Origin of the sequence: Tenuibacillus multivorans, from assembly GCF_900103915.1 — a bacterium.
Lineage (GTDB): Bacteria > Bacillota > Bacilli > Bacillales > Alkalibacillaceae > Tenuibacillus > Tenuibacillus multivorans.
Window position 1 is genome coordinate 59,899 of the sequence record NZ_FNIG01000006.1, and the last position, 13,416, is coordinate 73,314.

The 13,416-nt window shown below is 35.0% G+C and carries 17 protein-coding genes; 8 read left to right on the forward strand and 9 right to left on the reverse strand.

Annotation, left to right across the window (positions count from 1 at the left end; genetic code table 11):
- Positions 1–752: 752 nt before the first annotated feature.
- Entirely contained in the window at positions 753–911 is a 159-nt protein-coding gene (locus BLP77_RS15855) for a hypothetical protein (protein WP_176753038.1), read from the forward strand.
- A gap of 53 nt (positions 912–964) precedes the next feature.
- Here BLP77_RS15855 and BLP77_RS10080 read toward each other — a convergent pair whose 3' ends face one another.
- Positions 965–1,594 (reverse strand): NUDIX hydrolase, encoded by a 630-nt coding sequence (locus BLP77_RS10080; protein WP_093857004.1) that lies wholly within the window; start codon positions 1,592–1,594, stop codon positions 965–967.
- Positions 1,595–1,641: 47 nt separating this feature from the next.
- A complete protein-coding gene (locus BLP77_RS10085; RefSeq protein ID WP_093857005.1) occupies positions 1,642–1,977 on the reverse strand; it encodes a cupin domain-containing protein in 336 nt (111 codons plus the stop codon).
- A gap of 205 nt (positions 1,978–2,182) precedes the next feature.
- Here BLP77_RS10085 and BLP77_RS10090 point away from each other — a divergent pair, with 205 nt between their 5' ends.
- A complete protein-coding gene (locus tag BLP77_RS10090) occupies positions 2,183–3,508 on the forward strand; it encodes a glycoside hydrolase family 18 protein (protein WP_176753039.1) in 1,326 nt (441 codons plus the stop codon).
- Positions 3,509–3,740: 232 nt separating this feature from the next.
- Here BLP77_RS10090 and BLP77_RS10095 read toward each other — a convergent pair whose 3' ends face one another.
- From BLP77_RS10095 to BLP77_RS10105, 3 genes are read right to left on the reverse strand one after another with little or no spacing between them, the layout of a single operon-like run.
- Positions 3,741–4,733: an LLM class flavin-dependent oxidoreductase gene (locus BLP77_RS10095; RefSeq protein WP_093857007.1), complete on the reverse strand. Its 993-nt coding sequence runs from the start codon at positions 4,731–4,733 to the stop codon at positions 3,741–3,743.
- A gap of 12 nt (positions 4,734–4,745) precedes the next feature.
- On the reverse strand, positions 4,746–5,312 hold the full coding sequence (locus BLP77_RS10100; protein WP_093857008.1) for a GNAT family N-acetyltransferase: 567 nt from the start codon (positions 5,310–5,312) through the stop codon (positions 4,746–4,748).
- A 22-nt stretch (positions 5,313–5,334) separates the two neighbouring features.
- Positions 5,335–5,868: a GNAT family N-acetyltransferase gene (locus tag BLP77_RS10105; protein WP_093857009.1), complete on the reverse strand. Its 534-nt coding sequence runs from the start codon at positions 5,866–5,868 to the stop codon at positions 5,335–5,337.
- 161 nt (positions 5,869–6,029) lie between these two features.
- Here BLP77_RS10105 and BLP77_RS10110 point away from each other — a divergent pair, with 161 nt between their 5' ends.
- From BLP77_RS10110 to BLP77_RS10130, 5 genes are all read left to right on the forward strand, one after another.
- Positions 6,030–6,293 (forward strand): DUF1292 domain-containing protein, encoded by a 264-nt coding sequence (locus BLP77_RS10110; protein ID WP_093857010.1) that lies wholly within the window; start codon positions 6,030–6,032, stop codon positions 6,291–6,293.
- On the forward strand, positions 6,293–6,670 hold the full coding sequence (locus tag BLP77_RS10115) for a hypothetical protein (protein WP_093857011.1): 378 nt from the start codon (positions 6,293–6,295) through the stop codon (positions 6,668–6,670). Before BLP77_RS10110 ends, BLP77_RS10115 begins: the two co-directional genes overlap by 1 nt.
- 40 nt (positions 6,671–6,710) lie before the next feature.
- On the forward strand, positions 6,711–7,115 hold the full coding sequence (locus BLP77_RS10120) for a hypothetical protein (protein WP_093857012.1): 405 nt from the start codon (positions 6,711–6,713) through the stop codon (positions 7,113–7,115).
- A gap of 23 nt (positions 7,116–7,138) precedes the next feature.
- Positions 7,139–8,398: a CYP152 family fatty-acid peroxygenase CypC gene (gene cypC, locus BLP77_RS10125; protein ID WP_093857013.1), complete on the forward strand. Its 1,260-nt coding sequence runs from the start codon at positions 7,139–7,141 to the stop codon at positions 8,396–8,398.
- Positions 8,399–8,472: 74 nt separating this feature from the next.
- Positions 8,473–8,928, forward strand: a complete 456-nt coding sequence (locus BLP77_RS10130) for a YndM family protein (protein WP_093857014.1) — start codon at positions 8,473–8,475, stop codon at positions 8,926–8,928.
- A gap of 62 nt (positions 8,929–8,990) precedes the next feature.
- Here BLP77_RS10130 and BLP77_RS10135 read toward each other — a convergent pair whose 3' ends face one another.
- The 3 genes from BLP77_RS10135 to BLP77_RS10145 form a co-directional block, all read right to left on the reverse strand.
- Positions 8,991–9,356 (reverse strand): DUF1360 domain-containing protein, encoded by a 366-nt coding sequence (locus BLP77_RS10135; protein ID WP_093857015.1) that lies wholly within the window; start codon positions 9,354–9,356, stop codon positions 8,991–8,993.
- A 120-nt stretch (positions 9,357–9,476) separates the two neighbouring features.
- A complete protein-coding gene (locus tag BLP77_RS10140) occupies positions 9,477–10,631 on the reverse strand; it encodes a D-alanyl-D-alanine carboxypeptidase family protein (protein ID WP_093857016.1) in 1,155 nt (384 codons plus the stop codon).
- Positions 10,632–10,767: 136 nt separating this feature from the next.
- A complete protein-coding gene (locus tag BLP77_RS10145; RefSeq protein WP_093857172.1) occupies positions 10,768–10,953 on the reverse strand; it encodes a CDGSH iron-sulfur domain-containing protein in 186 nt (61 codons plus the stop codon).
- A 156-nt stretch (positions 10,954–11,109) separates the two neighbouring features.
- Here BLP77_RS10145 and BLP77_RS10150 point away from each other — a divergent pair, with 156 nt between their 5' ends.
- A complete protein-coding gene (locus BLP77_RS10150) occupies positions 11,110–12,444 on the forward strand; it encodes a short-chain fatty acid transporter (RefSeq protein WP_093857017.1) in 1,335 nt (444 codons plus the stop codon).
- A gap of 33 nt (positions 12,445–12,477) precedes the next feature.
- Here BLP77_RS10150 and BLP77_RS10155 read toward each other — a convergent pair whose 3' ends face one another.
- Entirely contained in the window at positions 12,478–13,404 is a 927-nt protein-coding gene (locus BLP77_RS10155) for a DMT family transporter (RefSeq protein WP_093857018.1), read from the reverse strand.
- Between the last annotated feature and the right edge of the window lie 12 nt (positions 13,405–13,416).

Sequence of the window (13,416 nt, forward strand, 5' to 3'; positions counted from 1 at the left end):
TCACTTTCGAACCCTCTTGCTTTACCTGCTTCCAACCAAATAATTTTACATGCTGAAGGTATACACGATTAAAACCAGAATATTCATAAGAAATATTGTCATCTGAATGTATCTCTTTTACCTGTGCCGTGATTGGTACTGGAAATCCATTAACTGGGGATGTTTTTTTAACGTTCCAAAAATTAAAACGATTAATAAACTTAATAACATGAACTCTATATAAAATTTCAATTTCCTATTCTTCTTCACAAGTACACCCTCCTATGCCCGACTAAACAAACTCTTAATACCTCATTAACTATTAATCGAAATTTTCCTTCAAATTCGTTGAATCTAGTCATTACAAGTAGATTAAAATATCAATCATTCATATGATATATTACGAAATTAATAGATTCAGGGAGGTATTTTACAAGCCCTTCAAATTTTGTCTTCCTGGGTATAGGTATTAGAGGTCCAGGTGCTCCTATAAATGCAGTAGATGCAGCTTGTAAAGCACATGATGAATGCTACAGGCGATCTCGTTCAAGATATCATTGCGATCAAGAATTTTTAAATCGTATTCGTCCCTGAATTAATCCTCATACCAAAGAAGGTAGACATGCAAGAAGCGTTTATAATCTAATCAAAATACGCACGCAGTTTCACTAATACACTGAATCACAAATTTTTAGTTTAGTCACCCACACAGATTAAACGTAATAACTATATATTAACCAATAAGAATGAAACATTACTGAAGGAGGATTAATATGTCTGACGAAAATGAAAACAAAGAACTTAATGAAGAAGTAAACCATGAAGCGGAAGAAAGAGAAGTTGTTGATCCATGGTCACAACTGTTATTTGGCCCTAGACCAAGAAGGCCACAGGAAAACCCGGAACCAGAAAATGAGGAAAAAGAAGAATAATATCATTATATTAGATATTGCTAAAGGCTGTAGATTTAAAATGCTACAGTCTTTTAATTTTCCTTTATTAAATATTTTTTTATTTTTTGTAAAACAGTTTGATAGAGATCGACTTCATGAGGAACAAAGGATTCATGCCCCACTTTCTTATCGATCGGCGTTTTCTTTCCGTTCTCATTATACATGTATCCTTTAATATTGATGTATCTTCTTTTTCCAAACCACAAGTCATGAAAATGACTGAACTTACATTTTACAATTCCAGTAACTTCATTTACTTGCAAATTAAAATCCTCAAGATTATGATGGCTTTGATATAGAAAGACGTTCGCTATTTCTTTATCAAAAAAGTTATTTTCTATGATCCGGTATTTCACAGTTCCTAATGGTACTAATTCATTAAAAGATACATTCACCCCTACCTCTTCTTGTATTTCCCTGACACCATCTTGTACAGTTTCATCCGCCAGCAAATGACCCGCAGCTGTTATATCTAAGAGGTTCGGATAATCTTTATGAGGACTACGTAATTGTAAGTAAATGTAATACTCATTTTTGTGTCGGCTTACAAACCAGCAATGAAAAACTTCATGCCAATAACCTACCCTATGGACGTCATGACGTGTCGCAGTTCCGATTTGGTTACTATCGTCATCAAAAATTTTTAACATCTCTTGTTTCATTTATATTCTCCTATTCCTCCAACTAACATTAAAAACATGACTTCCTACTAATTATTATATGGGGTTAATTCTTTACCTTCTATAACCATAGCGGTTAAACCATGGTCTGTTTTAGTTTCGTGCCATTCCCCTTTTTCCCAAAATACAGCCTGTCCTGCTTGGATCTTTATAAGATCGCTTTTTTCATTTCTGACATACCCATTACCATTTAATACGAGTAATATTTGAGATGTAACAGCCTGGTGATAACCAATAACTCCGTTTTTATCCAACGTCATATAATTAATTCTTACAAGGTTATCGGATTCAACTATTCTCGACATTGTAAAATTAGAATTAAATCGGGTTATGTTTATTCCTCTATCGAATTTATAAATATCCATTTATTACCTCCGTCAATTGAATGCGGTTCTACCCATTCTGGGAAATAAATCTTGGGTCAATTAATGTCATTGATATACTCCTGTATTTATTAGTCATGATTTAAGTTCGGTAAAAGTAATGGTTATTCCTTTAAAAAACAATATAAATAATAAAATAAGCATTCCGTTACATAATAAAAGCGATTACAGACAAAGGAGTCAACTAATGCTCAAAAAAGCCATCGGACTCATAATTACTATACTATTATTTTTACAATTATTCGCCCCCACCCTGTATGCTTCTGTTATACATATCGTTAATCCTGGGGAGACACTGTGGGAAATTTCAGATCAATATAATGTAAATCAACATGAGGTTGCTAAAATTAATGGTATATCTAATCAAAACAAAATTGTTCCAGGCCAATCACTCATTTTGAACACCGACCAATATGTCGTGCAAAAAGGTGATACATTATGGGAAATTGCCAATCGTCATCGAGTCTCCCTTTCAGAATTAAAAAATATCAATGACATCAAAAGTGATATGATTCATGTTGGTCAAAACATACAAGTTCCAAAGCCTAGTAAATCAAATATTATGATTGGCGCATTCGCATATCCATCTGACATTATTGATGGAAAGGTAGAGCATAAGTACACATATCTCTCTCACATATCAGCATTTGAATATCACCCTAAAAAGAACGGAGAGCTAAATGAATTACCGAAAATGAAATCGTTTAAAAACATACTTTGGAAAAAAGGCACTGTTCCCTACGCTACAGTTACCAACTTATCCCCAGATGGTTTTGATGCAAAGCTTGCGCATGAATTACTAACAAACAAAAAGAAACGAACAACCTTAATTGAAAATATTTATGGAAAATTACAGCAATATGATTTAGAAGGTGTTGTCATTGATTTTGAAGGGTTAGATTCAAAAGATCGAGATGATTTTAATCAATTTATACAACAACTTGCCACGAGAATACATCCAGTTGGTATGCAATTGGGTGTTGCAGTTCCTCCGCTACAAGGTAACCGAAATCCTTCATGGAATGCGGCCTATGACTATAAAACATTAGGACAATACGCAAACTATCTCTTTCTTATGACTTATGATTGGCACTGGTTAGGCGGGGAACCAGGTCCAATAGCTCCTATTGATAGGGTTAAAGAAACATTAGAGTACGGGTTGTCGGTCATGCCTAAAGAGAAAATTGTTATGGGGATCCCACTGTATGCCTATGATTGGCCAATCAATAATGGAAAAAGCGAAGCACAGGCATACGCACAAATGTCTGCGATTGAAAAGGCAATTGAGTATGGAAGTACCATACATTACGATGAAGAGAACGCATCACCATGGTTCCGTTATACTGACGAAAAAGGTTTCGATCATGAGGTATGGTTTGAAGATGCGCGTAGTATTCTAGCCAAGTATCAACTTGTAAAGGATTTAGATATTTTGGGGATTGGTGGCTGGCAAATAAAATTTAGCTTCCCACAATCAGAAAGGATTATTAAGGAACACTTTAATATAAGATAAGAATAATTCTCTGTTAGTTTATTTTCGTAAATACATGTCCAATGAAATTTAGTGCAGAATAGCTGTCAATATAAGCTATTCTGCACTTTTTATTTTTAAATATCGCAAAGAGTAGTTTTTTAGGAACTTTTTAATCGTTTTAACTCCTCCTCTATTTGACTAACATCTATTCGCTCAAATAATGGTCTGACGTTTGTTAACGTTACGGAAGGCAGTTCAATTTCTTCCCATTTTAAGAGAATTCCTCCGCTATTAATTGATATGAACGAACTTTAGCTTCAAAGTCATGTATATTGGTTATGATTAAAAATTCATCGTTATCATATAAATCCGCATACTCCAAAAGTTTTTCTTTAACAAATGGAGGTGTCCCAACAATCGTTCTTTTTCGATTTTCTTTAATTTGATCTAATTCATCTTGTTTATAATTTCGCTGTTTGGCCTCACTTATTGAAGGAATAACGGTATCGCTTCCCTTTCCAACATTTAATAACCACAAATCTTGACTTAGGGCTAACCCTTCCGCTTCTTCTTGTGTATCAGCACAAACCACAAAGATACAAGCATTCGTTTTAGGTTTGTCTAAACTAACGGAAGGCTTGAACCGTTGACGATAAGTTTTCAGTGCCTTCACCCCATTATTAGGGTTAATAAAATGACCATAAGTAAAACCAACACCCATATTGGCTGCGTTTTTGGCTCCTCTTTCAGATAAGCCTAATACCCACATTTCAGGCTTTGACGCCACTATTGGCCCAGCCTTTACCGAATGATAATCGTGTTCTTTGGGTAATGAATGATGTAAAAAGCCTTGCAAATCTTTAACTTGTCTTGGAAACGAGCTAAGATTTTTTTCAATTCCATCAGTTAACGCGAGTCTGACTTTTTTGGGACCTCCTGGGGACCTCCCTACACCTAAATCAATACGATTCGGATAAAAGCCTGATAACATTTTAAAGCTTTCTGCTACTTTTAAAGGACTATATTGTGGGAGTAAAACACCACCAGATCCTACGCGTATATGATTGGTATGTGCAGCTATTTGGCCAATAAGTATTTCAGGTGCTGTACTTGTAAGACCACTTGTACTGTGATGTTCTGCAACCCAATACCGATGATAACCCAACTTCTCAGTTATTTTAGCTAGTTCAATGGTATTATGTAAAGCTGATTCAGCCGTATCACCTCTTGTAATCGGTGCTTGGTCAAGTACACTAAGTTTCATAGATGACGCTCCCTAGTTTTGATTGACAAATTCATTTTTTGTTAATTTCATAATTTGATTGTCCTTATATTCACCATCAAATAACTCATGGTTATATAGAATTTTCACCTTTTGGAACCCACATTTCTCATAGCTTCTAATAGCTCTTACATTCCAGGTTTGAGGATCAATATAAATCACTTTTACCCCGATATCATTAAATAGAAATTTTATTATGAGTTTCAGTACCATGGTTCCAATACCTTGATTCCAATAATCAGATTCACCTATGAATAGATCTAAACCATATGCTTCTGTTTCATCAACTTCATATTGCTGCCTTTCTTCATTTTGTAATGGATAAAACTGAATATATCCAATTGGTTTGTGTTGATATTCGATGATACATGGTACAACATAATCCTGTCCGAGCGCTCTCGGGCTATATTTATTAACGATATCATCATAAGTAAATGACATACTTGGTCCTTCAATAAAACTTAAAACGTCCTTATCATTTAACCATTGATGTAATAACGAAAAATCATAATGATGATGATTCATTTTTCTTAGTGAAATATATTGATCAGTTGCTAACAAAATCCCTTTCTCCTTTCATGTATTATTTATTACGATATTCGTTTTGTAAAATACCCATATGGATCACATCGTGCCAGTCACCATTACGATATAACTCTTCGCGCGATGTCCCTTCTATTTGGAAACCTAACTTATTATAGAGATGAATTGCTTTTTTATTAAAGGAAAATACTTTTAAATATAAACGGTGTAGATTCATTTCGTAAAATGCATAATGAAGGATTAACTTCATGGCATCTGATCCATAACCCTGTCCCCAATAATTTTTCTCACCCATGTCAATAATACATTCTGCATTTCTATTTTTATAATCAATATGTACTAATGACGTTATGCCAATCGGTTTTTCTGTCTTGCGGTCTGCGATGATGTAACATTTAGATGATTGTGAACCTAATAACACATTTTCTACAAATTCTTTAGTATCGCTTAAGCTATGTACATCTAAAAAGCCATTTGTACTCGTCATGACATCCATATCATTGCGCCAGCGATGGTATAGTTCTACATCATCTTCATTCATTTTTCTTAACTTAACTTGATCGCCTATAAACATAAAACGCCCTCCCTTAACATCTCTATATAAATATTCCATAAGTTCATAATATATCCTTCTCCAAACATTCCCAAATGTAATGAACTAAAATCATTCATATTATGAAAAAAATGATCAAGACTATATGGATAAGTACAATTACTCTCATTGGAGGAATCGGCATGAATGAAGAAAATCGCGATGTTATTAGTATTGAAAATGAACACGGTGAAGAAAGAGAAATGCTTGTGGAAGCACTTTTTGATATGGAAGGTGAATCCTATGCACTGTTAAAGGATGATAATGAAACGTTTCTTATGCGTATCGAAAATGAAGGTGGCGAGCAATATTTAGTTCAGATTGAAGATCCTGAAGTTAAACAGTCAATTTTAGATGCTTATGAAATTGCTGTGGATGCAGCTACCGGTGATAATGAGGACTATTAATGCCTAAACATCATATCGAAACCATTCACCATGAATTACGTGAACAGATCGATCAAGAAATTAAAGGACTCACCTTTACAAAAAATTTTCGCTCAGCGACAGCCGAAGAATGGTTTATTTTTTTACCTTCTTATGAAGAACCTGTATCTAAGGGAGCAACTGGAAAAGTCATCATACATTACAACTTATATGGAAACAAAGATGTTTTTATAAACACAACCATTGTATTTGATGATCCAAAACTTTATCAATCGGATCTGCATCCTCTTGTCTACGCTATATGTGATGAAATCGTCAATCGATTAGTTGGGTATGCGGACACCTTACTTTCTGTTCACGCTGGTGATAATACTTACCAGGCGGAGTATAAAGACTAATAGCATGATGAAGAGGTGATCCACTATTCGTATATGTTTGATGAGTGTAATTATAATCTTTTTAACTCCCATTTATACTACTGCTGAGCCTTTAAACGTTGAAATCTTTGATGTCAAGAGTGAACAAGTTCTTAAAACTGTTCCCAAGACACAGGCGATGCAGAATGAAATTAAACATTTCGTTGATCACATCAACGACCGTTATCAAGGCATTAACCCAGTACCTAAATCGGGTTATATGATAAAAATTCCACTAGATCCCCACCTAAAGGTAGATAATGAATGGCTGACCTCTGAAATTGATATTGTTATTATTATCATTCCAGAGGATGAAAAACCATATTTAATAACGTTTGATCAAGAAGATCGACCACGTGTATTTTTGTTTGAGGCCAATATTGACGATTTACTAAATGAAATCAACTTTAAGCCTTGTGATCAATAAAAAGATAAGGAGTCATTTATAACATGAAATCAAATCAACCATTCCCAAAGGATTTTACGATTGATAGTACGGCAGCAGTGTTATTTGAAGGATATAAATTTATTCAAAATCGAAAACATATGTTGAATTCTAATATCTTTCAAACACGCGTTATGGGTAAAAAAGTGATTTGCATTAGCGGTGAAGATGCTGCTGAACTCTTTTACGATAATGATAAATTTCAGCGACAAGGTGCTGTTCCAAAAAGAGTACAAAAATCCTTATTTGGCGTAAAGGCCATTCAAAACAAAGATGGCCAAGCTCACCAACACAGGAAAGAATTATTTATGTCTTTAATGACTAAAGATAAGATCAATGAATTACAACGAATAACAAGAAACCAATGGGAAATGAACATTAAGAATTGGGAGAAAGCTGAAAGCATTACCTTATATGAAGATAGCGCTTATATAATGTGCAAAATTGCCTTTGAGTGGGCAGGTGTACCTTTAAAGGAATCAGAAGTTCAACAAAGAACTCACGAGTATAAATCTATGGTTGATTCTTTTGGTGGTGTTGGTCCCCGATATCAGAAAGGTAAAAGATCCCGCATCAATAACGAAAAATGGGCTAAACACATGATTGAACAAGTTCGAGATCATACTTTATCAGCCGATGAAGGAACTGCTCTACATGCCATGGCTTGGCATAAAGACTCAAAAGGTCAACTTTTGGATCCACTTATGGCTGGCAAAGAGCTCATAAATATATTAAGACCTATCGTGGCAATTTCAAGATACGTGACGTTTGCTGCCCTTGCTTTACACGAATATCCTCAATATAAAAAGAAAATAAAGAACGATGAAAATGGACAATCTACAAAAATGTTTGTCCATGAGGTTCGTCGTTATTATCCGTTTGGTCCTTTGTTAGGCGCTATGACACGTCAAGATTTCACTTGGAAAGGATACGATTTTAAAAAGGGCACATTAGTATTCCTTGATATATACGGTACAAACCGCGATTCAGAACTATGGGATGATCCAGAGTTATTCTACCCTGAAAGGTTTGATAATTGGGACGGTAGTGGATTTGACTTAATTCCACAAGGTGGTGGTGATTATTATAAAAATCATCGCTGTCCTGGTGAGCAAGTTACCATTAAAGTGATGGAAGAAAGTATTAAATTCTTTGTAAACGACATCACATATGACGTTCCAAATCAAGATTTAGGTATTAGTTTAAGGCGAATGCCTACACTTCCTAGAAGCGGTTTTATCATAACAAATGTTAATAGAAAATAAATAACTCTTAGATGATGGTGATGAATAAAAAGAAAAAAAATAAGAACAATAAAAGTAAAAAGGAGTTGAAATAGGTGGATCTAAATCATTTTAAATTATTAAGTGTCAAATTTCTCGTTACACTGGTTTTATTATATCTTATTTTAGGCTTCGGTTATGATGTTGCGTTCAGTAATGTACTCATGATTTCATTAGCTGTAACGTTAATCGGATATTTAGGTGATGTGTTTATATTACCGAGGACTAACAATACTGTTGCAACCGTAACAGACTTCATACTTGCCTATGTAGTTGTTTACTTTATGACTGACATGTTAACTGTTGGCGGCGATGTATTTACAGCCTCATTAATTTCTGCTATTGGTATTACCATTTGTGAGTGGTTTTATCACAAATATGTACAAAATGAATTTAAAGATTCCGGTTATAAAGAAGACGACAGAGCAAATGATTATACGTTACAAACGGAATTCTCAGAAGAAATTGAACCTAATTACCAAAACCAAAACCCAGAAGATCGTGAAAAATAAAGCTAAACAGCCTCATCATGTTGATGGGGCTGTTTTAATTTTGTAGTATGCAGTTGCTTCAATTATTTCTTTAAAAAATCGACTAACTTAACCCCTACGCCGACAAATGTTTCTAGAATCGACTGTGCACCTGCTATCGACAAAATAAAAATAATGGGTAAGGCTAAATCAGGTATGTACAGATAACCCAAAGCGATAAAAATGGCACTCCATACACCCGCACACCAGTAGCAATTTAATAAATAACCAAACTTTGATGTAGGGACCTCTTTCGTTTCTTCATGACCTTCTTCATCCTGAACCTTTTTCTTTTTTAAAAAAGGTTTTCTAATAAATTCTGTAATCTTATCAAATACAATTAAATGTGTAAAACGATAGCTTGCCAAAATGATCATTAAATAGGTGAGCCAATTTAACCCTTCTAACATGATGAGCTTCCCCTTCTATTAGGTCTGTTACATTTAACTTCTCATTGTAAGCATCGGTTCATACACGATTTTGGGAAAAGTTATACATTATAAAAATAACCCGCCATGTCAGGCGAGTTATTAAAAAAATCGGCTCTTTCTACGTTTATATCTTATGAATAAATAAATAAAGATTTTAAGCGTTAATAAAGCGATTAAACCAATCCACCAAATATTCAACTGACTTAGGTCCGAATCAGAATTAGACGAAGATACAGCAGCTGTTTGTACAGTTTTTAAGGGTGTTAATTGGTGCTCGAGTAATATTTCACCGTTTTGACCCTTAATGACTAATTCGTCATTTGGGTTCATTTCCTTTGTCCAATTCGCATTTTTGGTTCCGGTAAAATTTAATGAATGATTTAGAATAAATTTTTCACCTTGATCATTTATAAACGTTTGGTCAGGTTTAACCGTATATGTTTCAAAATTATTAAAACCGTACTCTAGAAGTTTTTCGGTATCATTATAAGCCCTGTTAGCTGAATCAGCATTTAACGTTATCGCAATTAAATTAATATGTTCTTGAGTTGCAGAGGTTGATAACGTAAATCCTGCCTGAATAACATAACCGTTTTTAACACCTGTCACATCATCTCTCTGCCGTAATAACCGATGATGATTATATAACGTCGTATCCCATCCTTTACCATCCCAAGTTAATTGCTTTGTGCCAGCTATTTCTTTAAATGTGTCGTTACTCATCGCATATTGTGTAATTTTAGCCATGTCTTCAGCCGTTGTTACATGTTTCGGTTGGTAAAGACCATGCGGATTTCTAAAATTAGATTGATGTACTCCAATGTTCTCCTCTGCAAAACGGTTCATCCGTTCAGTAAATGCTTGTACACTACCATCCATATGTTCAGCTATAGCAACAGCTGCGTCATTACCTGAATTAATCAGTAAGCCTTGAACCAGTTTTTTAAGCTTCACCTGCTCATGAGCCTCTAAATACACACGAGTTCCATCGACGCTCCTCGCCTTTTTACTCACTGTAACGGTATCGTTTAGATCCCCTTCTTCTATCGCCACAATGGCAGTCACAGTTTTAGTTAAGCTAGCCGGGTACATGGGTTGTTGACTATTTTTATCATATAAAACCTCCCCAGTCATTGCATCAATTAAAATAGCGGATTCGCTATTTAATCCTAAATACTGTATATTTTCTTGAGCATGACTGATATTAGGAAAGATTATCAAACAAATGATTACTATGGTTGTTACTTTTTTCATGTTGAATTGGCTCCTTAATCATTTCATCATGTTTTCTAGTATAATTCAATCAATTGCTTGTAATCAATAAATCAATCATCCTGTTTTTCGTAAAACTAAAAAGAGCCAATGAAATGGCTCCTTTACATAATATGAGTTATACGCGGGGTTTAGAATCAAAATCGATCTTCTTATGGGTTCCATCACAAAATGGCTTGTTGCTTGAATGGCCACAACGACATAATGAGAAAGCTGGTTTAGTTTCAAACTTATTACCCTCAGCATCTAATAATTCGACATCACCTCTTACTAAAATGGAACCATCATCTCTAATCTGAATCATTGTCTTGTCACTCACTTCTCTTCTCCCCTTCCATTCAAATTAACTCCATATTATCATCAAATGTTTAGACGTTCCACACGATGTTCAATCGTTTGGTCTTAAATTCCTAATTCAAAAATATATTGATAACAAATGGACAAGAAGGAGGAATTTTTGATGTTTCGACAATTGACATCGTTTTGCGATCGCCTAGTTCAGCGCTATCTTCCAGATGCGTTCTTATTCGCAATTTTACTAACAATTTTCGTATTCTTGTTGGGCACGATATTTACGGACAGTACACCGCTTAACATGGTCGACTATTGGGGACAGGGCTTTTGGGACTTGCTGACTTTTGCTATGCAGATGTCATTAGTGGTGATTACCGGTTATGTTTTAGCAAACACACCAATAGTCAAAAAAGGATTGTCCAACTTGAGTCAATTTGCTAATACACCGAGTCAGGCTATTTTACTCGTCACCTTCGTTTCATCTGTTGCTTGTTTAATCAATTATGGTTTTGGGTTAGTGGTTGGAGCGTTATTTTCAATTCACGTCGTAAAGAGAGTTCCAACTGTCGATTATCGTTTACTTGTAGCCAGTGCTTATAGTGGGTTCATTTTATGGCATGGGGGATTATCAGCTTCTATTCCTCTTACCATAGCACTGAAAGATCATTTTTTAGTTGATACGATTGGATCTGTTGCTGTAACCGAAACGATTTTTAGCGCATTAAATCTGTTTATCATTGCTACTTTAGTGTTATCCCTTCCACTGATTAACTGGTTAATTATGCGTTCTAGCGAAAGCGTTACTCGCGTTGACCCTAAGATATTAGATGCTCAAACGACAATCAAGGATGAAGATACAACGAAAGACCCTGAAAGCATGACACCAGCTGATCGCTTAGAGCATAGTCAAACTATTTCCTACTTAATAGGCGTTTTAGGATTAGCTTTTATTGTATATTATTTTACTCAAAATGGATTCGATCTCAATATTAACATGGTTAACTTTATCTTCTTAATCTTAGGAATTATACTTCATCAAACACCGAAACGGTTTTTAAACAGTGTAACCGATGCCGTTAAAAATGCTGGAGGCATTATTATACAATTCCCTTTCTATGCAGGTATTATGGGAATGATGGTGACTTCAGGACTATCTGAACAGATGTCAATGTGGTTTGTTAGTATTTCGAATGACGTTACATTCCCTATTTTCACCTTCATCAGTGCAGGCATAGTCAATTTCTTTGTCCCTTCTGGTGGTGGCCAGTGGGCTGTACAAGGTCCGATTATGATCCCTGCAGCAATGGATTTAGGTGTCGATTCGGTTAAAACAGCTATGGCTATTGCTTGGGGTGACGCTTGGACCAATATGATACAACCATTCTGGGCTTTACCACTACTTGCCATTGCAGGATTAAAGGTAAAGGACATCATGGGCTTTTGTATGATTATCCTGCTATGGAGCTTTATCCCTATCTCACTAGCATTACTTATATTTTGACTTAAAAAGTCTCGTATCGTGATACGAGACTTTTTAAGTTGATTTTCTTTTTTTAATTGTTGTAACAAAAATACCGAACAGGATTAAAAAGGACCCAATGGTAATACTCCAAGTAATCGGTTCATCTAACAGTAACCAACCGAAAAATAATCCAAATACCGGAACTAATAACGTTGAGATGGTCGCTGTAGCCATATCGATAATACTTAACAAGAAAAACCATGCTGTAAAACAAAAGGCCGATGCCAATACGCCTGTAAATAATATGATATAAATACTATAAGGTGTTATATGGATAGGTTCTCCACCTTCTATAAGAACAGCAACTAAAATAATCCCTAATGTTCCAAACAACATTTGATAGGCATTAACTTGTAATTGACTCAAATGTGATAACTTCTTTCGGTAATAGACATTTGATGCTCCCCAGGAGATTGCAGATAAAACAATTAGTAACTCACCTAATATAACTCCTGGCGTTTGGTTCACCCAAATATCCCAGCCTAATATAGTAAACAGTCCAATTAGTCCAATAAGTAATCCTACAACCTTATTGGTCTTTGTCTTTTCCTTTAAAAATATAACCGCCAATAAGGTACTCCAAATTGGCATGGAATAAAGTAAAACAGATGACTTTCCTGCTTCAACAAATTTTAATCCATACATAACAAGAAGAAAAACTATTGATGTCTGTAAAATGCCGACAACCACTAAATGTTTCGTAGATTCCTTTGGTAGTTTTGTCGCTCCTAATAACCCAATAATGATAAACATGGCTAGAGTACCTGTTCCAAATCGAAAAGCTGAGAAAGTAAAGGGCCCCATATACTGAAGCGCCTCTTTCATTAACGTCCAGGCATAGCCCCAAATCAAAACGACTGTTAAAATCATGACCCAGACCAACCATTTATGTTGGCTGAGATAATTCAAATATGTATTCTCAAATTTTTTATATGACATTTTAACTCCATT